This window comes from Ruegeria sp. AE4, assembly GCF_056542185.1.
On record NZ_JBQFZK010000010.1, the window covers coordinates 80717 to 102700 of the forward strand.

General features: G+C 61.4%; 26 protein-coding genes. 13 read left to right on the forward strand and 13 right to left on the reverse strand.

Annotated elements, in window-relative coordinates; genetic code table 11:
• The first annotated feature begins 99 nt into the window (after positions 1-99).
• The 3 genes from ACR0EK_RS13335 (at position 100) to ACR0EK_RS13345 (ending at position 5028) form a co-directional block, all read left to right on the forward strand.
• Positions 100-3555 carry a chromosome segregation SMC family protein gene (locus ACR0EK_RS13335; protein WP_480900365.1) on the forward strand — a complete coding sequence of 1152 codons (3456 nt, stop codon included), beginning with the start codon at positions 100-102 and terminating at the stop codon, positions 3553-3555.
• A gap of 53 nt (positions 3556-3608) precedes the next feature.
• On the forward strand, positions 3609-3959 hold the full coding sequence (locus ACR0EK_RS13340; protein WP_480900366.1) for a hypothetical protein: 351 nt from the start codon (positions 3609-3611) through the stop codon (positions 3957-3959).
• Between the two features lie 268 nt (positions 3960-4227).
• A complete protein-coding gene (locus tag ACR0EK_RS13345; protein ID WP_480911298.1) occupies positions 4228-5028 on the forward strand; it encodes a hypothetical protein in 801 nt (266 codons plus the stop codon).
• A 75-nt stretch (positions 5029-5103) separates the two neighbouring features.
• Here the strand turns inward: ACR0EK_RS13345 and ACR0EK_RS13350 are convergent, their stop codons facing one another.
• The 3 genes from ACR0EK_RS13350 to cobD are packed head-to-tail and all read right to left on the reverse strand — an operon-like array spanning position 5104 to position 8161.
• Positions 5104-6267, reverse strand: coding sequence for a lytic murein transglycosylase (locus tag ACR0EK_RS13350; RefSeq protein ID WP_480900370.1), 1164 nt, complete (start codon positions 6265-6267; stop codon positions 5104-5106).
• 11 nt (positions 6268-6278) lie between these two features.
• Positions 6279-7199, reverse strand: coding sequence for an adenosylcobinamide-phosphate synthase CbiB (gene cbiB / locus ACR0EK_RS13355; RefSeq protein ID WP_480900371.1), 921 nt, complete (start codon positions 7197-7199; stop codon positions 6279-6281).
• On the reverse strand, positions 7196-8161 hold the full coding sequence (gene cobD, locus ACR0EK_RS13360; protein ID WP_480914554.1) for a threonine-phosphate decarboxylase CobD: 966 nt from the start codon (positions 8159-8161) through the stop codon (positions 7196-7198). Before cobD ends, cbiB begins: the two co-directional genes overlap by 4 nt.
• 185 nt (positions 8162-8346) lie before the next feature.
• On the opposite strand from cobD, the gene ACR0EK_RS13365 reads away from it, so the two are divergent.
• Entirely contained in the window at positions 8347-8709 is a 363-nt protein-coding gene (locus ACR0EK_RS13365; protein ID WP_209506176.1) for a response regulator transcription factor, read from the forward strand.
• Here ACR0EK_RS13365 and ACR0EK_RS13370 read toward each other — a convergent pair.
• On the reverse strand, positions 8691-9680 hold the full coding sequence (locus ACR0EK_RS13370) for a glutathione S-transferase family protein (RefSeq protein WP_480900374.1): 990 nt from the start codon (positions 9678-9680) through the stop codon (positions 8691-8693). The two genes, ACR0EK_RS13365 and ACR0EK_RS13370, sit on opposite strands and share 19 nt — an antisense overlap.
• Before the next feature lie 212 nt (positions 9681-9892).
• Between ACR0EK_RS13370 and ACR0EK_RS13375 the strand changes: the two genes are divergently transcribed.
• Entirely contained in the window at positions 9893-10246 is a 354-nt protein-coding gene (locus tag ACR0EK_RS13375; RefSeq protein ID WP_209506181.1) for a hypothetical protein, read from the forward strand.
• Here ACR0EK_RS13375 and ACR0EK_RS13380 read toward each other — a convergent pair.
• The gene (locus ACR0EK_RS13380) at positions 10243-10407 is read right to left on the reverse strand and encodes a hypothetical protein (RefSeq protein WP_480900376.1); all 165 of its coding nucleotides are present in this window, start codon (positions 10405-10407) and stop codon (positions 10243-10245) included. The two genes, ACR0EK_RS13375 and ACR0EK_RS13380, sit on opposite strands and share 4 nt — an antisense overlap.
• Complete coding sequence (locus ACR0EK_RS13385; protein WP_480900377.1) at positions 10394-11566, reverse strand: MalY/PatB family protein; 1173 nt, start codon at positions 11564-11566, stop codon at positions 10394-10396. The genes ACR0EK_RS13380 and ACR0EK_RS13385 overlap by 14 nt, the downstream gene beginning before the upstream one ends.
• A 94-nt stretch (positions 11567-11660) precedes the next feature.
• Here ACR0EK_RS13385 and def (ACR0EK_RS13390) point away from each other — a divergent pair, with 94 nt between their 5' ends.
• The 5 genes from def (ACR0EK_RS13390) to ACR0EK_RS13410 are packed head-to-tail and all read left to right on the forward strand — an operon-like array spanning position 11661 to position 14099.
• Positions 11661-12179 carry a peptide deformylase gene (def, locus tag ACR0EK_RS13390; RefSeq protein ID WP_209506185.1) on the forward strand — a complete coding sequence of 173 codons (519 nt, stop codon included), beginning with the start codon at positions 11661-11663 and terminating at the stop codon, positions 12177-12179.
• Positions 12176-12670, forward strand: a complete 495-nt coding sequence (def, locus tag ACR0EK_RS13395; protein WP_209506187.1) for a peptide deformylase — start codon at positions 12176-12178, stop codon at positions 12668-12670. Before def (ACR0EK_RS13390) ends, def (ACR0EK_RS13395) begins: the two co-directional genes overlap by 4 nt.
• Positions 12671-12723: 53 nt before the next feature.
• Entirely contained in the window at positions 12724-13632 is a 909-nt protein-coding gene (gene fmt / locus ACR0EK_RS13400) for a methionyl-tRNA formyltransferase (protein WP_480914549.1), read from the forward strand.
• 10 nt (positions 13633-13642) lie between these two features.
• Positions 13643-13879, forward strand: coding sequence for a hypothetical protein (locus tag ACR0EK_RS13405; protein WP_267364066.1), 237 nt, complete (start codon positions 13643-13645; stop codon positions 13877-13879).
• Position 13880: 1 nt separating this feature from the next.
• Positions 13881-14099, forward strand: coding sequence for a GlsB/YeaQ/YmgE family stress response membrane protein (locus ACR0EK_RS13410; RefSeq protein WP_480900379.1), 219 nt, complete (start codon positions 13881-13883; stop codon positions 14097-14099).
• Positions 14100-14159: 60 nt separating this feature from the next.
• Here the strand turns inward: ACR0EK_RS13410 and ACR0EK_RS13415 are convergent, their stop codons facing one another.
• The 7 genes from ACR0EK_RS13415 to ACR0EK_RS13445 form a co-directional block, all read right to left on the reverse strand.
• On the reverse strand, positions 14160-14762 hold the full coding sequence (locus ACR0EK_RS13415; protein WP_480900381.1) for a COG3904 family protein: 603 nt from the start codon (positions 14760-14762) through the stop codon (positions 14160-14162).
• 64 nt (positions 14763-14826) lie between these two features.
• Complete coding sequence (locus ACR0EK_RS13420) at positions 14827-15450, reverse strand: trimeric intracellular cation channel family protein (RefSeq protein ID WP_209506199.1); 624 nt, start codon at positions 15448-15450, stop codon at positions 14827-14829.
• Positions 15447-15914, reverse strand: a complete 468-nt coding sequence (gene rnhA / locus ACR0EK_RS13425) for a ribonuclease HI (protein ID WP_480832614.1) — start codon at positions 15912-15914, stop codon at positions 15447-15449. The genes ACR0EK_RS13420 and rnhA overlap by 4 nt, the downstream gene beginning before the upstream one ends.
• Positions 15907-16494 carry a class I SAM-dependent methyltransferase gene (locus tag ACR0EK_RS13430; protein WP_209506203.1) on the reverse strand — a complete coding sequence of 196 codons (588 nt, stop codon included), beginning with the start codon at positions 16492-16494 and terminating at the stop codon, positions 15907-15909. Before ACR0EK_RS13430 ends, rnhA begins: the two co-directional genes overlap by 8 nt.
• Entirely contained in the window at positions 16491-16943 is a 453-nt protein-coding gene (locus ACR0EK_RS13435) for a DUF3429 domain-containing protein (RefSeq protein ID WP_480538700.1), read from the reverse strand. The genes ACR0EK_RS13430 and ACR0EK_RS13435 overlap by 4 nt, the downstream gene beginning before the upstream one ends.
• Positions 16940-17890, reverse strand: coding sequence for a 4-hydroxy-3-methylbut-2-enyl diphosphate reductase (gene ispH / locus ACR0EK_RS13440; protein ID WP_480483764.1), 951 nt, complete (start codon positions 17888-17890; stop codon positions 16940-16942). The genes ACR0EK_RS13435 and ispH overlap by 4 nt, the downstream gene beginning before the upstream one ends.
• Before the next feature lie 189 nt (positions 17891-18079).
• Complete coding sequence (locus ACR0EK_RS13445; RefSeq protein WP_209506211.1) at positions 18080-18655, reverse strand: LabA-like NYN domain-containing protein; 576 nt, start codon at positions 18653-18655, stop codon at positions 18080-18082.
• Between the two features lie 145 nt (positions 18656-18800).
• Between ACR0EK_RS13445 and folK the strand changes: the two genes are divergently transcribed.
• The 3 genes from folK to ACR0EK_RS13460 all read left to right on the forward strand — a co-directional run bounded on the left by folK (position 18801) and on the right by ACR0EK_RS13460 (position 21977).
• Entirely contained in the window at positions 18801-19370 is a 570-nt protein-coding gene (folK, locus tag ACR0EK_RS13450) for a 2-amino-4-hydroxy-6-hydroxymethyldihydropteridine diphosphokinase (RefSeq protein WP_480900384.1), read from the forward strand.
• Positions 19371-19464: 94 nt separating this feature from the next.
• Positions 19465-19818, forward strand: coding sequence for a DNA-directed RNA polymerase subunit omega (gene rpoZ / locus ACR0EK_RS13455; protein WP_209506215.1), 354 nt, complete (start codon positions 19465-19467; stop codon positions 19816-19818).
• A gap of 26 nt (positions 19819-19844) precedes the next feature.
• On the forward strand, positions 19845-21977 hold the full coding sequence (locus ACR0EK_RS13460; protein ID WP_480774149.1) for a RelA/SpoT family protein: 2133 nt from the start codon (positions 19845-19847) through the stop codon (positions 21975-21977).
• The last annotated feature ends 7 nt before the right edge of the window (positions 21978-21984 follow it).

The following is a 21984-nucleotide window of genomic DNA, read 5'->3' on the forward strand; positions in this document are numbered from 1 at the left end:
AACTTGCACTGATCTCCCATATCCTGCGCAACTGCGTTGACTCGGACCCCATCCCTTGCGCAGACTTTCAATTCATAGGAATCACGGGACACGCGGCCATTGCGTTTCAGCAAGCTCAAACTGACCGGCTTCAAAAGCTTTGTTGATCCGACCGATCTGATCATCGCGGACGGGTTGACCGGTGTGGTGGGTCCGAATGGCTGTGGCAAGTCCAACCTTCTGGAAGCCTTGCGGTGGGTGATGGGTGAAAACCGCCCCAAATCCATGCGCGGCGGCGCGATGGAGGATGTGATCTTTGCTGGCGCCGCCACACGGCCCGCCCGCAATTTCGCCGAAGTTGTCCTGACCATGGACAATTCCGAACGTCTGGCGCCTGCGGGGTTCAACGACACCGACCAGCTTGAAATCGTGCGCCGGATCACCCGCGATGTCGGCAGCGCCTACAAGACCAACGGCAAGGATGTGCGCGCACGCGACGTGCAGATGCTGTTTGCGGATGCCTCGACTGGTGCCCATTCCCCCGCGCTTGTGGGGCAGAACCGCATCGCCGAGCTGATCAGCGCCAAACCCCGCGCCCGCCGTCGCATTCTGGAAGAGGCCGCCGGGATCTCGGGACTGTATCAACGCCGGCATGAGGCCGAGCTGAAGCTGAAAGCGACCGAGTCCAACCTGACCCGCGTCGATGACGTGCTCGAGCAGTTGGGCGGGCAGCTTGCGCAACTGGCCCGTCAGGCCCGTCAGGCCGCACGCTATCGCGAAATCGGCGAACAGCTGCGTCAGGCCGAGGGAATGCTGCTCTATCGCCGCTGGAAAGAGGCCGACATGGCCCGCCAGCAGGCTGAAGACAAGCTGCGGGCCCGGATTTCCGAGGCCTCCCGCGCCGAGGCCGAAGCCCGCGCCGCAGCAGCAAAAAGGGCCGGGATCGAAGAAACCCTGCCCCCTCTGCGCGAGGAAGAGGCCATCGCCGCCGCTGTCCTGCAACGCCAGCAGGTGCAGCGCGATCAACTGACCGATCAGGAAACCCGCGCGCGCCAGACCATTGAAACACTGACCAGCCGCATTCATCAGCTCGGCAAGGATATCGACCGGGAAACCGGCCTGAACCGCGATGCGGGCCAGATGATCGAACGGCTGGAATGGGAAGCCCGCGAACTGGCCAAGGCCGCCGAAGGGCATGACGCAAAGGTGGCGGAAGCCGCAGAAATTGCCCGCGAAGCGGCTTCGATCCTTCAGGACCGCGAAGACCACCTGTCGCAGCAGACCGAAGATATGGCGCGTCTTGTCGCCCGTCACCAGTCGGCGCAGCGTCTGGTCGAAGACAGCCGCAAGACGCTGGCCCGCTCTGAGGGGGAAGAGGAAAAAGCCCGGCTGGCGGTGGATGAGGCCAAAACAGCCCTGACCCGTGCCAGCGAGGCGTTCGAAACCGCGCAGGAGGGTGAGGAAGAAGCCCGCGAAGCCGCCGAGGCCGCCGAAGAGGCGCTGGCCGCCGCAGATGAGTTGCGCAATGAAACGCAGGCCCGCGAAGCCGAGGCACGCGCGCAACGGTCCGAGGCCGAAGGCGAATTGGGTGCAATTCGCGCCGAAACCACCGCGCTTGCCAAGCTGGTGGAACGCGACACGGCCGAAGGCGGGCAGGTGATGGACCTGCTGCGCGTGGAACCGGGTTTTGAGAAGGCTCTGGGTGCTGCGCTTGCCGATGACCTCCGTGCACCGCTGGTCGAAGGTGACGGCCCGTCCGGCTGGGTTCAGGTGGCAGGGTATGACAGCGATCAGCCCTTGCCAGATGGGGTCGACCCGCTGGCGCTGCACGTGTCGGGGCCGGACAGGCTCAGCCGTCGCATCGCGCAGATCGGGCTGGTCGATGCGGATCAGGGCGCGCGGTTGCAGGCGTCGTTGAAGCCGGGCCAGCGTCTTGTGTCGCGCTCGGGCGACCTGTGGCGCTGGGATGGGTTCCGCGCCTGGGCCGAGGATGCGCCAAGTGCGGCGGCGCTGCGACTGGAGCAGCTCAACAAGCTTGAGGCGCTAAAACAGGAACTGGCCCGCACCGAGGCGCAGGCCGACGGCGCCCGCGCCGCGCATGAAACCCTGTCGCGGCAACTGGCGGACGTGACCGAGGCCGACCGCCGCGCGCGCGAAGCCCGTCGTGCCGCTGATCAGCGCATGGCCGAAACCGCACGCCAGCTCAGCCGCGCCGAGGCGGATCGCAACCTCGCGCAGGGCAAGCTGGAAACCCTGGCCCTCGCCGTGGACCGTCACAAGGAAGATGCCATGTCCGCCCGCGTGCAACTGCGCGAGGCCGAGGCGGCGCTGAACGACTTGGGTGATCTTGCCAGCGCCCGCGCCGAGGTTGAGGACATCAAACAGACGGTCGAGGCGGCGCGGATCACCATGCTGACCCACCGCTCGACCCATGATGAGCTGCGCCGTGAAGGCGATGCCCGTACCCGTCGCACGCAGGAGGTCACCAAGGATCTCAGCGGCTGGCGGCACCGTCTGGAAACGGCAGAGAAACGGATTTCGGAACTGGCCGAGCGCAAGGAAAGCTCGGAAGAGGAACTGACCGAGGCCATGGCCGTCCCCGGCGAAATCGCCGAGGCGCGGGAAGAGTTGAACGAGTTGATCGAAGCCGCCGAAGCCCGTCGGGCCGACGCCGCCGACAAGCTGGCCGAAGCAGAAACACAGTTGCGCGAAGTGGTGATGGCCGAGCGTGAGGCGGAACGCCTGGCCTCGGAAGCTCGCGAAAACCGCGCCGCAGCCGAGGCGCGCAGTGACGCGGCAAAGGAAAGCGTGCTTGCGGCGGCAGAACGGATTGCCGAAGACCAGCAACTGACCCCGAACCAGCTGCTGAACCAGCTGGACGTAAACCCCGACCAGATGCCCGCCGCGGATGCGCTGGAGGCCGAAGTGAACCGCCACAAGCGCCAGCGTGACGCCATGGGCGCAGTGAACCTGCGGGCCGAGGAAGACAGCAAGGACGTTCAGGAAGAATTCGACACGCTCAGCAGTGAAAAGGCCGATCTGGAAGAGGCGATCAAAGCCCTGCGCAGCGGCATCTCCAGCCTCAACCGCGAAGGCCGCGAACGTCTGCTGACCGCTTTTGAACAGGTAAACTCGAACTTCGCGTTGTTGTTCAAGCATCTGTTCGGCGGCGGTGAGGCCAATCTGGTCATGGTCGAAAGCGACGACCCGCTGGATGCGGGGCTGGAAATCATGTGCCAGCCGCCGGGCAAGAAGCTGTCGACCCTCAGCCTGCTGTCTGGCGGCGAACAGACCCTGACAGCGACCGCGCTGATCTTTGGCGTTTTCCTGGCCAACCCGGCCCCGATCTGTGTGCTGGACGAAGTCGACGCGCCGCTGGACGATGCAAACGTGACGCGTTTTTGTGACCTGCTGGACGAGATGTGCCGCCAGACCGACACCCGTTTCCTGATCATCACCCACCACGCGGTGACCATGGCGCGCATGGATCGTCTGTTCGGCGTCACCATGCAGGAACAGGGCGTCAGCCAGCTGGTTTCGGTCGACCTGAAAAAGGCCGAGCAGATGGTGGCCTGACCGCTCACCGCAACGTTATGATGATTGCAGGCATAACGCGCTACCTTGGCCTCATGACGCGTTTCCTGATCCCCGCCCTCGTCGCCGCCACTCCGGTTGTCGCCGCTGAATGGCCCGTCAAACCCGGCGATGTCCCGCTGACAGTGGCCGAGCTTGACGCCCTCGCGGGTCAGACGCTGACCTTCTACGATGATGGTCAGGCCAAGTTTTCGGCGGGGGGCGCCTATTCCTATACCTACGCGGGCGGGGGGTCTGCATTCGGAACCTACTCCATCGCCGATGACGGTTCCGTCTGCATCGCGTATCGCAACGGGTTCAGCCGCTGCGACCTGTATGTCCACAGTGGCGAGCGGCTGATCCTGATTGATCAGAAAGGGGATAGGTACCCGGTGCGGCCCAAATAAAGAAGTCACAATTTGGGCCAGCCATGTTGGCAATGGACCAACCCGCGCAGCAATCTGAACCCGCGGCAGACGTCAACGGCCATGCCGGGAACAACGCAAATATACGCGCCCAATGAGGGGCCAGAACCAAACTGTGGGCACCTCGACACAACGCGCTGGCGCAAGGCAGGGTAAGTCGCGCCAAAACAGCAGCCGCGGTTGACGAGCCACGTACCGCTTCGTTAGTGCAGCAGCGATCCCGTTTCGGCTTTGGGCAAGAGGTGCTGTTTTGGATTTTCAAGTTGCAAGTTTCTGGTTTGGCTCGCCGTTATCTTGCGTTGAAAGAGTATGCATTCAGTCCTTTCTGGATCATGGCTATGTCTTCCACCTGTACGTGCTGGATCTGAACATAGATGTTCCCGACGGCGTCGTTGTTCATGATGCCCGCGAAATCTATACAGATGAAACCACCGAAAACCTGACCGGTGGCCGACGACGGATGGCGGTCTATTCAGACATCTTCCGGATCCACATGCTGCAAAAAACCGACTATGTGTGGGTTGATCTGGATATCTATTGCATCCGGCCGCTGGATGTTCCACCGGACTATCTGTTTGGTGTCGTCTGGCGCAATAAGGCGATGAACAACTGCGTATTGCGTCTTCCCAAAAATTCTCTGGCACTGAAGCTGATCCTGAATTTCCTTGAATCAGAAGTCCCGATCCCGTTTTGGTTGGGCAGTGATCACATTGAAAAACTGGTCAAACGCTATGAGGCGGGCGAGACACTCACGCTCTACGACCTTCCGTGGACGACAACCGGCCCAAGCGTGACCCGCTGGGCGCTGGGGGTCACCGGTGAAATCGACCGAGGCCAGCATTGGCATTTATATTGGCCGCGTCGCGGGTTTCTGGACCCGGTCGAGAACATTGAAGACTACGAACCCGATTGGGCCCGGTTTCATCACTTCCAGGGCGAAACCCGCAGTGGTATTCGCAGTAAGTTCGGCGGTATTCCTCCAAAGGGAAGTTACATCGATATTGTCTGTCACAGACATGGAATTGACCCCGAAAAATATCCGGTCACATAATCAGCGGTGACGGCGCTGATATCGTCGAATAATCTTCGGGTTTTGCGTCATACCATAGAAGTGCGGGCCGCTGGATCAGAGTTTTCCCAGCAACTCCATCGTTGGCCATGCGTCCGCAGGCAGGCCCAGACGTTTCTGCTCCGCCTGCGTCGCAGCTCGCGTCCCTGACCCCAGGATCCCGTCGATCTTGCCCACATCATATCCTTTGGCCTGAAGCTTGGTCTGCAACTGTTTCATCTGTGCGCCATTCAGGCCCTGCGCGGGATTGCCCGCGTCATAGATCTGGCCGCCCTCAAGCCGCGTTCCGAAATAAGCGGCGGTCAGAACATAGACAAAGCTCTGGTTCCATTCGAAATAGACATCGAAATTCGGGTAGGCCAGAAAGGCAGGCCCGTTGCGCCCCTGTGGCAGGATCAGCGAGGCGGGCAGGTTGGCCAAGGACCCGCCGCGCGCCTCTACGCCCATCGCCTGCCATTCCGCCACCGAACGCGGTTTGCCGGGGCCGGACAGGGACCAGTCCATCTGCGCGGGCACGGTGACCTCCTGCAACCACGGCTCACCCGCGCGCCATCCCAGATGAGACAGCATTCTGGCCCCCGACATCAGCGCATCAGGGGCCGAGCTTTTCAGGCGGACATGCCCGTCACCGTCACCATCGACGCCGTTTTCCAGTATGTCACGCGGCAGCATCTGCACCATGCCGATCTCTCCGGCCCATGCGCCGGTGGTGCGGGCCGGGTCGAAATCACCGTTCTGATACAGCTCGATGGCGGCGAAGATCTGTGGCCGGAACAGTTCCGGGCGGCGGCAATCATGGGCCAGCGTCACCAAGGCGTTGCGGGTGTTGAAGTCGCCCTGAAACGATCCGTAATCGGTTTCAAATGCCCAGAAGGCCAGCAGCACCCCGCGGGAAATGCCATACTCGCGCTCAATCCGATCAAAGACCGCATCGTACTTACGCGACATCGCTTGCCCGCGCTCGATCCGGTTCTGCGAAATCAGACGACGGGAAAATTCAACAAAGGGCTTCTGAAAAACGCCCTGCGCCCGGTCGGCCTTCAGCACGGCGCTGTCTTGCTGCACCCCGTCAAAAAACCCGTTCACTGCTGATTTGTCCAAACCCTGCTGCACGGCTTCGGCCTTCAGCCCTTTGACAAAGGAATTAAAACCACCGCCACATTGCGCCAGCGCAGGTGAGGTGAACAGGGCAGCGGCGATCAGGCCAGAGAGTATACGCATGAAAAGGTCCGTCAGAATATCAGTTCGGCCCCAACCCACACTGACACGAGCCCAAGCGCAAGCCCCCAAACCCGCCAGAGCATGTCACATGCGCGAAAAACTTCTGATGCGCCGATCTCGCGCGGGGCGTCTCCATTGACCCAGGCCAGGTCGCGCACCTGCCCATCATAGCTGCGCGGCCCCGCCAGCGCGACATTCAGGGCGCGGGCCATGGCGGCCTCGGGCCAGCCGGCGTTGGGCGAGATATGCCGCCGGGCATCCCCCGCAATCTCGCGCCAGCGCAACCATTGGCCGGACAGCGCCACGATCATCACGCAGGTCAGGCGGGCGGGGATCAGGTTCAGCAGGTCGTCGAACCGGGCCGCAGCCCAGCCAAAATCGCGGTACGTTTCGGTGCGATAGCCGATCATGCTGTCGGCGGTGTTCACCGCCTTGTACACCAGCAACCCCGGAAGCCCCGCGACCAGAAACCAGAAGGCAGGGGCAATGACCCCGTCACTCAGGTTCTCTGCCGCGCTTTCGATGGCGGAACGTGCCACCTGTGCCCCGGTCATGTCCTGCGTGTCGCGCGAGACGATCATAGCCACCTGCGCCCGCCCGTCTTCCAGCGAGGTTTGCAGCCCGTCACCAACCGCGCGGACATGGGCAACCAGCGACTTCTGCGCCAGCAGGATCGCACAGCCGAGGATTTCAACCACCGGCCCCAGCTGGGACAGACCCCACCCAAGGCCCCATGCGCCGCAGATCAGAAGGGCAAGCACCGCCACCCCTTTCAGTCGCCGACCGCGCCCGTGGTTCAGGCGTTTGTCCAGCCAGCCGATCAGGTTGCCGATCACCACCGCCGGGTGTTTGACGCGGGACCAGAGCCAGTCGGGCTCTCCCAGTGCCGCGTCCAGACACAGGGCGCAGACCAGCATCAGGGCAGGGCTCACAGTGCGGCCTCCAGCCTGTCCCACCCCTTTTCTGGTGGCAGACCCAGACGCAGAAAACTTTCCGAATAGGGAAAGATCCGGCTCCAGATATTGGCGCGGGCCAGCCGGTCCTGCCACCCCGAGGCGTCATCGACCCGATAAAGACGAAACAGGCTGGTGCCACCGACAATATCCGCGCCCCTGGTCAGCATCAGCGCATCCAGCCGGGCCGCCTCATCCGCCAGTCGCGCGCGCGTGGCATCAGCCCAGTCATCGTCCGACAAGGCCTGTGTCCCAACCCGTAGGGCCGGGCCGGACACCGACCAGGGTCCGGTCAGGTCGTTCAGGCGGTTGATCAGTTCAGGCCGCCCGATGGCAAACCCAAGCCGCATCCCGGCCAGCCCCCAGAACTTGCCAAAGCTCTTCAGCACGATCACGCCGGGACGTTCCGCCAGATGGATCAACGATACCTCTGGCATGACATCGCAAAAGCTCTCGTCGATCACGGTCAGCGGGGCCGAGACGTCGCTTTCCTGCCAGATACGCCCGTCCGGGTTGTTGGGATGCACGATCACGCGGGCGTCAGCCGCGCCCTCAGGCTGAACACGCCACCCCTGCGCCGAAAAGGCGGCGGCGTGTTCGTTATAGGTGGGCGGCGTGACCTGGACACGCCCTGGCGCGGCCAGCGCCGGAATGCGAGAGATGACAGCCGATGCACCGGGTGCCGGCAGGATTGCAGCCCCCTGCGGCACGTTCCAGAACCTGCGGGCTGCATCACTCAGCCGTTCAAAGGCACCGTGATCCGGCAATTCGGCCCAATCCCCGGCGGTCAGGCCCGCAACGGCGTAAGGATGCGGATTGATTCCGGTCGACAGATCGATCCAATCTGCACGCGCTCCGCCATACCTGACAATCGCCCTGTCCAGCCCCCCGCCGTGGTCGCGAACTGCGCGGGGGTCCAAGCCGTGATCAAGTGTACTCATCTGCTCTCTCTGCGGGGATTGACCGGTTTCGGGGTGCTTCAAGCGGATTTTTGCCATTTACACAAGCAAATCCGCCCGAACACGCAAGCGTGCGGCTGCTGTTAACACTTTGTTAAGGAAATAACGAGATCACGGACCACGGGGGTCGGCACCACTCACCATACCAAGTGCCGAGGTTGTTGCAAATGAAAGTTCTGATTGTTGAGAGTAACCCCGACCTTGGTCGGGTCTGGAAAAGACATCTGGAGCGGCAAGACGCCGAAGTCACGCTGGTTGACGCTCAGGAGGCCGCCATTCTGGCGCTCTATGGCACGGATTTTGATATCATCGTGCTGGATCTGGTTCTGGAAACCGGAAGCGCATTGGCTGTGGCCGATTTTGCCAGCTATCGCCGCCCCGAGGCACGGGTGATTTTTGTCACCAACACCACCTTCTTTTCCGACGGGTCGATATTTGCGCACAGTCCCAATGCCTGTGCCTATGTCCAAAGCGAAACGCCGCCAGAGGATCTGGCGGCGATGGTCGAACATTACGCCGCCGGGCGCTGATCGCGCCCATGCGGCTCCATGTAATCCAGCACCGGGTTCACCGGAATGATGCGGTGCGGATTGATGCTGTCATGGCTGTAGTGGTAGTGGCGCACGATGTGATCCATGTTCACGGTCCCGGCGACACCGGGCCATTGATACAGCTCCCGCGTATAGGCCCATAGGTTTGGATAATCGATCAGGCGCTGCCTGTTGCACTTGAAATGCAGATGATAGACCGGGTCGAAGCGGATCAGGGTTGTGAACAACCGCCAATCGGCCTCGGTGATCCGGTCCCCCATCAGATACCGGTTCCGCGCCAGACGCTCCTCCAGCCAGTCTAGCGTGTCGAACAACGGGCCCACGGCGGCGTCGTAGGCCGCTTGCGAGGTGGCAAAACCCGACTTATAGACGCCGTTGTTGACATCTGAATAGATGCGCGCGTTGACCTCCTCGATCTCGTCCCGCATCGCCTCGGGCCAGTAATCGTCCGTATTGCCAGTGATGTCGTTGAAGGCCGAATTGAACATGCGGATGATTTCCGAACTTTCGTTCGAAACAATGGTCTCTTGCGCCTTGTCCCACAAGATCGGCACTGTGACGCGACCGGAATAGGACGGATCCGCCTTGGTATAGATCTGATGTGCATAGCTCAGCCCGTAAAGACGGTCACCCGTGGCACCGTGATCATCCGCCTCAAAGGTCCAGCCGTGACCCAGCATGTCGGGATGCACGACCGAGACCGAAACCAGATCGCTCAGCCCCTTCAACGCGCGAAAGATCAAGGTGCGATGCGCCCAGGGGCAGGCGTGGCTGACATACAGGTGATACCGCCCGGCTTCGGCCCGGAACCCGCTTTTGCCCGACGGTCCCGCGCGGCCATCGGCGGTCAGCCAGTTGCGAAACTGCGCCGCGCTGCGTTTGAATGCGCCACCCGTGGATTTGGTGTCATACCAGGTGTCTTGCCATTTTCCATCGACCAGCAGGCCCATATCTCATCCTCCGCATAGGCGTTTGGCCAAAGATAGGTCCAAGCCCCGCCTGTTCCTATGCATTTGCCCGCGCACAAGACCTGCATGCGCGCACAGGCAATGATGGGATTTCTGTGCAACAAACCGCAGGCACAGCCTGTTGCGTGAACGCGTTCACTGGATTTTTACAACAGTTCCCGCACAATAGAGGTCATTAGCGGGGGAATGATTTAATGAGTACTTATGTTTCAAAGGAAATACGCGCCGAGTTGGACGCCGCCCGAATCGCCACATTGAAAAAGGCCAGTCGCCTTCGTGTCCAGATGGGCGACAATACCTATAAAATTCTCAAATTGTGGAAAGATGGTTTCACGGTTGAGGCGGAAACGACACCGCGTCTGCGCGGGTTGGTCGATATCTATGACGGGGCCAATCTTCTGTATCAATGCCTGATCATTGCCGATCAGGATGAAGGCGGCGAGATGCGATATGAATTCAAGCGCAGCACAGCCGCCCATGACAAGGCACCGCTGGATTTCTATCGCGCCCCGGATGCGCCCATCGCACTGCTGGGATACGAAGACTAGGCTCGGATTTTCATCGTGCCGGATTCGGTCAGGGTGACGCCCACCATGCCGTAGGACTGGCTATCGCTATGGATTTCGCCATGGGGTCCGCGCCCGGCCAACAGGCGCGGTCCATTGTGAGGCCAGCCAACCCAGCCACCGCTTGGATTATTGCAGGTCACCAAAGGCCCCTTTCAGTCGCGCGCAGGCGTCCTCGACCCGCGCCCGTTGCGTGGCCAGGTTGAACCGTTCGAAGGTCTCTCCGCCAGTGCCAAAGCCCGGCCCGGACGAGGTTGCAATCCGCGCGTCCTCGCGCAATCGGCGGACAAATTCAGCGTGATCCATGCCGGTGCCGGAAAAATCGACCCAGGCCAGATAGGTTGCCTGCAAGGGCATCGACCACAGGCCTGGAATCTCGGCGATGGTCTGGTCGAATAGATGCCTGTTTCCGTCCAGATGCGCGATCTGGGCATCCACCCATTCCGCGCCAGCCGGGCTGTAGGCGGCGGTGATCATCGCCACACCCAACGCGCTGGGGCCATAATCCAGCGTTGCCAGCCGATGCTTCATCGCTTCGCGCAGTTGGGTGTCGGGAATGATCATGTTGCCGGTCCGCTGCCCGGCGATGTTGAAGGTCTTCGATGCCGCAGTCAGCGTCACCGTCCATGGCCGCGCATCCGGGGCTGCCACATCCATCGGCACAAATTTGGCACCAGGATAGACCAGATCGTGGTGAATCTCGTCCGAGACAAGGATCAACCCGTTGCGCTCGGCAAATGCGGCCACAGCGCGCAGTTCCTCCGGCGTCCAGACCCGGCCCGACGGGTTCTGCGGCGAACACCACAGCAACATCTTCTCGGACCCGTCCAGCCGCGACTGCGCATCTTCCAGGTCAAGGCCATAACTTTCCCCGTCCCGCACCAAAGGGCATTCCACGACCCGGCGGCCCGATTTGTTCACCTTGTGGGCAAACTCATGGTAAACGGGGGTAAAGATCACGATGCCATCACCGGGATCGGTCCAGACATCCAGCGACAGGGCGATTGCATTGCCCAAGCCCTGAGTGGTCAGAACCCAGTCCGTGTCAATCTCCCAGTCGTGGCGGGTTTTCATCCACCACTGGACCGAGGCCAGATACTCCGGGTGCGCCCAGGAATACCCGAACACGCCGTGATCTGCGGCCTTGCGCAACGCGTCGATCACGCAGGGGGCCGTCGGGTAATCGGAATCGGCTGTCCACATGGCCAGCCCGTCCTCGGGCGAGACACCGTACAGCATCTCCATCTTGTCCCATTTGGTACTGTTGGTGCCCCGGCGGTCGATCTGGTCGTTGAAAGTCATGTCAGCTCCATTCTGATGGTCGAAAGCTAACCGCAATTCAGGCAGGTGCAAGGGGGGCGTTGCGGCGCGGGTCACGATGCCCTAAATCAGCCTCATGAAACGTAACATCCTGATCTATCCCGACCCCCGTCTCAAGAAGGTCTGCGCCCCCGTGGCCGACCTCACGGACGACCTGCGCGCACTGGCCGATGACATGCTGGAAACGATGTATGACGCCCCCGGTGTTGGCCTTGCCGCGCCACAGATCGGCGTGCTGGATCGCTTGATCGTGCTGGATTGCGTCAAGGAAGAAGGCGAGGCGCCGCGCCCCCTGATCATGTTCAACCCGCAGGTCATCGCGGCCTCGGAAGAAACCAATGTCTACGAGGAAGGCTGCCTGTCGATCCCCGATCAATACGCCGAGGTGACGCGCCCCAAAGTGGTCGATGTGACATGGATGGACCGCGACGGAAACCTGCAACAGGAAACCTTTGACGGGCTCTGGGCCACCTGCGTTCAGCACGAGATCGATCATTTGGACGGCAAGCTTTTCATCGACTATCTCAAGCCGCTGAAACGGCAGATGATCACCCGCAAGATGCAAAAGCTCAAACGCGAACGGGCCCGTGCATGACCGTTCGTACCTGCCTGCCATGGCCTGACAAACGCCTGCGCACCAAGGCGGATGAGGTGCCCGAGATCACTGATGAGGTCCGCGCCATCTGGGACGACATGATCGACACGATGGAGGCGATGCCCGGCGTCGGTCTTGCCGCGCCACAGATCGGGGTGATGCTGCGGCTGGCCGTTGTTGACGGTTCTGCCGAACGGGGCCGGGCCGTGCGTCTGGCAAACCCGGAAATCCTGCACAGCTCGATCGAACTGCGCGAACATGAAGAGGCCAGCCCGAACCTGCCCGGCGTCTCGGCCACAATTAAACGCCCGCGCGCGGTGACCGTGAAGTTCCTGAACGAACATGGCATGCTGGATCGCCGCGATTTCGTCGGGATCGACGCGACCAGCGTACAGCATCAGATCGACCACCTGAACGGGCGGATGTATTTCGACCGGCTCAGCAAGGTCAAACGTGACATGCTGCTGCGCAAGGCGCGCAAACAAACCTGACATCCGTAGGCCGGGCTTCAGACCGGCACCTGTCCCAACTGCCGGAGCCAACGATGCGCATCATCTTCATGGGAACCCCCGATTTTTCGGTCCCGGTGCTGGACGCACTCGTCAAGGCCGGGCACGACATCGCCGCCGTCTACTGTCAGCCTCCGCGCCCCGCCGGACGCGGCAAGAAAGACCGCCCGACACCGGTTCATGCCCGGGCCGAGGCGCTGGGCCTGCCCGTTCGCCACCCAACCTCTCTGAAATCTGCTGACGAACAAACCGCATTTGCCGCGCTGAACGCCGATATCGCCGTCGTCGTCGCGTATGGCCTGATCCTGCCGCAACCCATTCTGGACGCGCCGCGACACGGCTGCCTGAACATCCACGCCAGCCTGCTGCCGCGCTGGCGCGGTGCCGCCCCGATCCACCGGGCGATCATGTCCGGCGATGCCGAAACCGGGATCTGCATCATGCAGATGGAGGCCGGTCTGGACACCGGCCCGGTCCTGCTGCGACAGGCAACCGCGATTGAGGCTGAAGAAACCACCGCCCACCTGCATGACCGGCTCTCGGCCATGGGGGCCGCGCTGATCGTCGAGGCTCTGGCCAAGCTGCCGGACCTGATACCGGAACCGCAGCCCGAGGATGGCGTGACCTATGCCGCCAAGATCGACAAGTCCGAGGCCCGCATCGACTGGACACGCCCGGCGGTTGAGGTCGACAGGCAAATCCGCGGGCTGTCACCCTTTCCCGGCGCATGGACCGAGATGAATGGCGAGCGCATCAAGCTGCTGGCATCGCGGCTGGCAGACGGGCAGGGCGCAGCGGGTGAGGTTCTGAACAACGACCTGCACGTGGCCTGCGGTCAGGGCGCGGTCGAACTGCTGCGCTTGCAACGGGCGGGCAAAGGCGCGCAGGATAGGGAAACCTTCCTGCGGGGCTGGCCCATTCCCACCGGCACCCGCCTGACCTAGGAGAAGCCCGATGTTCATGGTGATGATGGGGACCGTCGTGATTGCCGGGATCGTCGGATATCTGTCCGAACAGACCGGGTTCACTCATAACGGCTATCTTCAGTCGATCATCATCTGCGTGGGCGGGGCGTTCCTGTTCTACTTCATCCGCATCATGTTCGGGATCAGCTTTGGCCCTCCCGGTCTGGATGCGGTGATCTCGTCTATCGGCGCGCTGATCATCGTGCCGACCCATTGGCGAAAATGACATGCCCGTCGTCGCTCTGATCATCATCCAAGCTGCGCTTGAAGTTTTGCTCGCCAGGTTGCTCCCGGCGACGATGCTGATCGGCATTGTTGGGGCTATGATCGGTGGGCCCCTTCTGTGGTCTCTGATACCCGACGCTGGCTGGATGTCGGGCTTTGCGGGCGCGGTTCTGGGCGCATTGCTGGTGATCTGGATCTGGCAGACCTACCTGCGCCGTTAGCATATTCCTTGGCCGCGCATTCCGTCCCGCAAACCTTCACTCGACAGATAGTGCAGCAGATCAGCGCTCGTCGCACTCCAGCGCTGAACCAAGCGCCGGGGCGGTTTTTGTGGTCATGTCGAACCGGTTCGCCTCGGCGGCGGTCATCCAGTGGATGCTGTCGGCGGGGGCCGCATACAGCGTGTACCAGTAAAACGCCTCATCGACGCCAATGTCCCTGAAATAATCCAGATAGCGGTCATGTTCCGGGTCATCCTCGGGCAGCTCCGTGGCCACCAGCCCCGATCCGGCCCAGCTGTGCACGCCCACACAGGCCCCCGGCTGCAAAACGCGGCGGCGTCCGGCCAGGAACAGATCGGTGCCGCCGCTGGCAACCAGACCGTCCGACGGCACGACGGTATCGAACCCGGCCCTGCGCACCTCGCGGCTGAAGATGACATTGGCGTCGTCATCCACCGATCCCTCAATATATTGCAGCACCAGCGTGCGCGCTTCGGGATTTTCGGCGGTGACGTCTTCAAAAGCGGACAGCGTCGTTTCGTCAATCGTACCCGAGGCGATGATCCGGTCACCCTCGGCAACAAAGCGGACAGGCGCATAATATGTGCCGCATGAGGCCAGCAAAGCCAGTGAGACCGCAATCGATGTAAGTCTGAACGGCATTTGGCCTCCGGGCTGCGCGTTCCAAACAGCTATCAGCCCGCCCCGGTCGCGTCCACCGACAGGTTCAGTTGCGGGGCGGGCGGCTTTTGTAGACGGGCAATTGCCAGCCAAACACCAGCGACCCGGCCCGCAAGGCCCAGCACACAAGGGCGCACAGGCCCAGCACAAAGGCGGGCTCCAGCCCCAGCCTGACCGCAAGTACCGCCGTCAACGCCCCCAAAAACGCGCACGAGACGTAGAGCTCGCCCTGTTTCAGGACCAGCGGCACCTCGTTGCAGACCACGTCGCGCATCAGCCCGCCCAGACACCCGGTCGTCACACCCATCAGCACGACGATGATACCGGGCTGATCCAGCGACAGCGCGGCACCGGTTCCGGCAGCAACGGCGACCGACAGTGCGAAACTGTCCAGCCAGACCAGCCAGTTATAGCGACTTTCCACCAGATGCGCGGTAAAGAACACAAACACCGCCGCCGCGACGGCGATCAGGATGTAATCCGGCTGGCCGACCCAGAAGATCGGGTGACGGTCCAGCAGCAGGTCGCGTACCGTGCCGCCGCCAACCGCGGTCAGGCAGGCCATGAAGGCAAAGCCCACCAGATCCAGCTGCGCCCGGCTGGCCACCAGCGCCCCGGTCAGCGCAAAGATCAGAACCGAGGCATAATCCAGCAGCGTCAGCGCGCTCACGCCTGCGCCTTTTTCGGCTTGAAGGGCGCCATGCCTGCGCGGGCCAGTTCATCGGCCTTTTCGTTTTCGGGATGGCCCGCATGGCCCTTGACCCATTCCCATGTCACATCATGTCGTTCCTGCGCCTCGTCCAGTCGCTGCCACAGATCGACATTCTTGACCGGCTTCTTGTTCGAGGTTTTCCAGCCATTCCGCTTCCAGCCGAATATCCAGCCGGTGACGCCGTTCTTCACATAGGCGCTGTCGGTGACAATGGTGATCTTCGACGGGCGCTCCAGCGTCTCAAGCGCGCTGATGGCAGCCAGCAACTCCATTCGGTTGTTGGTCGTCTCGGCCTCGCCCCCGTTCAGTTTCCGCTCTTTCAGAACCCTGTCCCCGTTCATCGCGCGCAGCAGCACACCCCAGCCTCCGGGGCCGGGATTGCCGGAACAGGCGCCATCTGTATAGGCAAACAACTCAGGCATGGGCGAACACCAGAATAAACCCGTCGTACGACCCGGCCAGACCCTTGCCCACCCCTTCGACCGTGCGGTCAACCGTGAACCCGGCCTGGGTCAGCGCCTCTCGGATCTCGGCTTCCGAGTAATAGGTGTAATAGCGGTCCAGATCGTCACGATGCTCGCCCGTGCCCAGCTTCATGCCCAGAAACAGCTGGCCTCCGGGCTTCAGGGCCGTGTGGATCGCTTTCAGGTGACGCGTAAAATCCGCTCGCGGCGCGTGCAGCAGGGAAAAACTGGCGTAGACACCGTCATACTCGGCGGTTTCGGTAACATCGTCGAACGTGCCCAGATGCGCGTCCACCCCGTTCTGGCGGGCATGTTCGACAAAGGCGGGGGTGGCATCCAGCGCCCGCACCTTCAGCCCCTGACGCATCAGGAAACCGCTGTCCGATCCGGGGCCTGACCCCAGATCCAGCACATAGCCGCCCGCACCGACCGCATCGGCAAAATCCTGACGGGTCTTGAGCTGTTCGGCTGGCAGAGGAATGGCCAGATATTCGTTTACTCTGTTCGTATAGGCATCAATCGTGCGTTTGTCGCTCACAGGTACACTCCTACGGCTAGGCTGGCCAGAACGATTGCGGTCAGCAGGATACGCAGCTGCATCCACCAGACCGGCGTCAGCCGCCAGTATGAAAACAGGGCGTCCAGCAGCAGCAAGCCGGTGAACCCGTAGATCAGATTGGTGCCTGCAGTGACCGGCCCGCCGCCTGTCATGGCAAAGGCCCACAGCGCAGGCAGGACCGACAGCCCATAACACAGCGCCGCCTTGCTGCCCGAGGTCTTGGTGGCAAACCCCCACAGAACACCGGACATAAAGCTCAGGATGACCGAGCCATAGAACAGCTGCACATAAGGGCCAACAAAGCGTGGGCCAAAGCTGCGCGCGCCCCAGGCGTTCAGATCACCGTTCAGATAGGTCAGCGCGCCCCAGACAAACGGGACCAGTCCCGCCAGCCCCAGATAGAGCGGCGCCTTCGGCACGCCGATCACGCCGGTTGCCTCAACACGCGCGGTACTTTGAACTCGACGTTTTCGGTTGCGGTCTCGACCGGCTCGACAGTGACATCATAGTGATCGCGGAAGGCGTCGATCACCTCGTTCACCAGCAATTCCGGGGCCGATGCGCCAGCGGTCACCGCAACGCTTTTGATGCCCTGCAAAGCGCGCCAGTCGATTTCGGTCGCGCGCTGGACCAGTTGCGCGTATTTGCACCCCTCGCGCGATGCAACCTCGACCAGACGGCGGGAATTGGACGAGTTCGGAGCCCCCACAACCAGCAGCGCATCGGCCTTGGGGGCCACGGCCTTCACGGCCTCCTGCCGGTTGGTCGTGGCATAGCAAATGTCTTCCTTATGCGGGCCGACAATGGCCGGGAACCGGGCCTGAAGGGCTGCGATGATGTCCTTGGTATCATCCACCGACAGGGTGGTCTGGGTGACAAAGGCCAGCGCGTCGGGGTCGCGCACCTGCACGGCGGCCACATCCTCGACCGTTTCGACCAGCAGCACATCACCCTCGGGCAGCTGTCCCATGGTGCCAACGGTTTCGGGATGGCCCTTGTGGCCGATCATGATCATCTGCAATCCCGCATCCGCATGGCGCTGCGCCTCGACATGAACCTTCGACACTAGCGGACAGGTGGCATCCACATAGATCATCTCACGCTGCGCGGCTTCGGCTGGTACCGATTTAGGAACACCATGGGCGGAAAAGATCACCGGGCGGTCATCGGGGCATTCATGCAGTTCTTCGACAAACACAGCCCCTTGGGCCCGCAACCCGTCGACCACGAATTTGTTATGCACGATCTCGTGGCGCACATAGACCGGTGCCCCCCATTTCTGCAGGGCCATTTCAACGATCTTGATGGCGCGGTCCACACCGGCGCAGAACCCGCGGGGGGCGGCCAGATAAAGTGTCAGTGGCGGCTTGGTCATTCGGCTGTCTCCTTAGGGCACAGGTAAGTCTTTTCCCGGCCTTGGTCCAGACAGGACATTGTCATTCATCTGACACGAATCGTTGTTAGTCAGAGGATGTTTCAGCACCAATCCTTAGTTAAAGAAGCGCGGCCAGGACTCCGGTCCTGACCGCGCGAATTTTTCCCATCAACAGGCAGTGGTGCCGGATCAGCTGCCGCCTGCAACCGCGACGCTGCGATGCTCTGCCGGCATTTCACGCGGCGGGCGACCGATCACGTCACGCAGATCTTCCAACTCGATGAAGTTGTCGGCCTGACGGCGCAGCTCGTCCGAAATCATCGGCGGCTGGCTGCGGATCGTTGACACGACCGACACGCGAACGCCCTGACGTTGCAGGCTGGCGATCAGCGGGCGGAAATCCCCGTCACCCGAGAACAGCACGATATGATCCACACGCGGTGCCAGTTCCATGGCATCGACTGTCAGCTCGATATCCATGTTTCCTTTGACTTTCCGACGCCCCATGCTGTCGGTGTATTCCTTGGCCGGTTTTGTGACCATGGTGAAGCCGTTGTAATGAAGCCAGTCAACCAATGGGCGGATCGGTGAATACTCGTCGTTTTCAAGCAGCGCTGTATAGTAGAAAGCCCGAAGCAACTTGCCACGGCGCATGAATTCCTGCCGCAGAAGTTTGTAGTCTATGTCGAAACCGAGTGCTTTTGCCGCGGCATAAAGGTTCGAGCCGTCGATGAACAGCGCTAGCCGTTCGTCCTTATAAAACATAAATAGGTCCTTCCGGTATAATCCAGACTGCGCCGCGTTACGTGAGTGAGTGGGTGTTTTATAAATTGACGCAATCTGGTGGGCTTATAGTTAGAACTTTTGGCCGTTATCGCAAGTATGCAATGTGTCGAATATAGGGTAGCATATGTACAATTCTTTGCCAAACGCGGTTGTGGCATTGGGCGCAAATCTCGATCTGAGAGGAAATGGGCCCGCTGTAACGCTACAGCGCGCAATTGACGCACTTTCGCAACAGGGCGTAGTGATTCGCTCTGTCAGCCGGTTTTTTGCGACACCCTGCTTCCCCGCTGGCGCTGGTCCGGACTACGTGAATGCGGCTGTGCTGATCGAAACCGACAAATCCCCGGCCCAGCTTTTGCGCGTGCTGCACGAGGTTGAACACCAGTTCGGTCGTGAACGGGTGCAGCGCTGGGGAATGCGGACGCTGGATCTGGATCTTGTGTGCTATGGCGATCAGATTCTGCCCAATCGTGCCCTGTTCGACCGCTGGCTGACCCTGCCGCCCGAGGCGCAACGGCAAGAGGCACCGGATCAGCTGATCCTGCCGCATCCGCGCCTTCAGGACCGCGCTTTTGTGCTTGTGCCGATGGCGGATATTGTGCCCGACTGGCGCCACCCCGTGCTTGATCGCACGGTTTCCCAGATGGTCGCCGACCTGCCCCCATCCGAGGTTGCAGCGGTTACGCCGCTGTGATCCCTGCAAATGCAGCATTTCCTGCTTGTCAAGGCGCGGAATCGCGCTTAGATAAACCTCTTCCTGACATGGACTCAGAAACGGAGAGCGCCCAATGGCCCGCGTGACGGTTGAAGATTGCGTAGACAAGGTTCCAAACCGGTTCGAACTGGTGATGCTGGCCGCCCATCGGGCGCGCGAGATTTCTGCCGGTGCCGCGATTACCGTTGACCGCGACAACGACAAGAACCCTGTCGTGTCCCTGCGCGAAATCGCCGACGAGACCCAAGGCGCGGACGCCCTGCGCGAACGCCTGATCGAGGCCAACCAGACCCAGATCGAGGTTGATGAGCCGGAAGAAGATCAGATGGCGCTGCTGATGGGTGCCGAGTCGGACAAGCCTGCGATGGACGACATGTCCGAAGAAAAACTCCTGCGCGCCCTGATGGAGGCTCAAGGGCAGGGGTAAGCTCCAAAGACGAAGGTGCGGACCGGATGATTTCTGCTGACGATCTGATTGCGCTGGTCCGCAACTACAATCCCAAGACGAATGCTGAACGTATCGCGCTGGCCTATGAGTTCGGCCAGAAGATGCACGAAGGGCAATTCCGCCACTCTGGCGAGCCCTATTTTACCCACCCCGTTGCCGTTGCCGCCATCCTGACCGAACAGCGTCTGGATGATGCGACGATCATTACGGCTTTGCTGCATGACACGATCGAAGACACCAAGGCCAATTACGGCAAGGTGTCCGATCTGTTCGGGGATGAGGTCGCCAAACTGGTCGATGGCGTCACCAAGCTGACCAACCTGCAACTGTCCAGCCGCGAAACCAAGCAGGCCGAGAATTTCCGCAAGCTGTTCATGGCCATGTCCAAGGACCTGCGGGTCATTCTGGTCAAGCTGGCCGACCGTCTGCACAACATGCGCACCATCAAGGCGATGCGGCCCGAAAAGCAGGTTCAGAAAGCGCGCGAGACGATGGATATCTATGCGCCGCTTGCGGGCCGCATGGGGATGCAATGGATGCGCGAGGAGCTCGAAGACCTCGCGTTCCGCGTCCTGAATCCCGAAGGCCGCCAGTCGATCATCCGTCGCTTTATCACGCTGCAACGCGAAACCGGCGATGTGATCCACCGCATTACCGGCGACATGCGCCACGAGCTGGAAAAGGCAGGCATTGAGGCCGAAGTCTTTGGCCGCGCCAAGAAACCCTATTCGATCTGGCGCAAGATGCAGGAAAAGGATCAGGGCTTCTCGCGCCTCTCGGACATCTACGGGTTCCGCATCATCACCCAGACGGAAGAAGACTGCTATCGCACGCTTGGGGCCATCCATCAGCGCTGGCGCGCGGTGCCGGGGCGGTTCAAGGACTATATCAGCCAGCCGAAATCGAACGGCTACCGCTCGATTCACACCACCGTTTCAGGCCGCGATGGCAAACGGGTCGAGGTTCAGATCCGCACTCGCCAGATGCACGATGTGGCAGAAACCGGCGTTGCGGCGCACTGGTCCTACCGGGACGGGGTGCGCACGGAAAACCCCTTTGCCGTCGACCCGGCGAAATGGATATCCAACCTGACCGAGCAATTCGACAACGAGGATGATCACGAAGATTTCCTCGAAGCCGTCAAGCTCGAGATGTATTCGGACCAGGTCTTCTGCTTCACCCCCAAGGGCGACGTGGTGAAACTGCCGCGCGGTGCGACCCCGATCGATTTCGCCTATGCCATCCACACCCGGATCGGCCATGCCTGTGTGGGGGCCAAGGTCGATGGCATTCGCGTGCCGCTCTGGACGCGGATGAAGAACGGCCAGTCGGTCGATATCATCACCGCTGACGGGCAGACACCGCAGGTCACATGGCTTGAGATCGCTGTCACCGGCAAGGCCCGTACCGCCATCCGCCGCGCCCTGCGCGAGGTGGATCGCGAACGGTTCATCAAGCTGGGCAAGGAACTGGCGCGCTCGGGCTTTGACCATGTGGGGCGCAAGGCCACCGACAAGGCGCTTGATACCGCCGCCAAGCACCTGCGCCTGAAAGACCGGCATGAATTGCTGGCCCGTCTGGGCAGTGCAGAACTGACCGCTCATGAGGTGGTTCAGGCCGTCTATCCCGAACTGGCTCAGGATGACGGCGACGCCATCCCGCTGCGGCGCGCCGTGATCGGTCTTGAACCCGGCCAGAAATTCGACCGCGCGCCCTGCTGCCAGCCGCTGCCGGGCGAACGGATCGTCGGCATCACCTACCGGGGCAAGGGTGTTGTGGTGCACGCCATCGACTGCGACAAGCTCAGCCAATATGAAAGCGAACCGGAACGCTGGGTCGATCTGCATTGGCATTCTGGCACGCACCCGGCCGTCTATGGGGCGACACTGGATCTGACCATCGGCAACGATGCCGGGGTTCTGGGGCGCATTTGCACATTGATCGGCGAGAAAAAGGCCAATATCTCGAACCTGGAATTTGTGGACCGCAAACCGGATTTTTACCGCCTGCTGATCAATGTCGAACTGCGCGACCTTGAACAGTTGCATTCGCTGATGCTGATGCTTGAGGCTGAAAGCGACGTTGCAGCGGTCGAGCGTTATCGGGACCGGACCAAAACCGCGACCGCGGCTGGCTGAGAAGGGG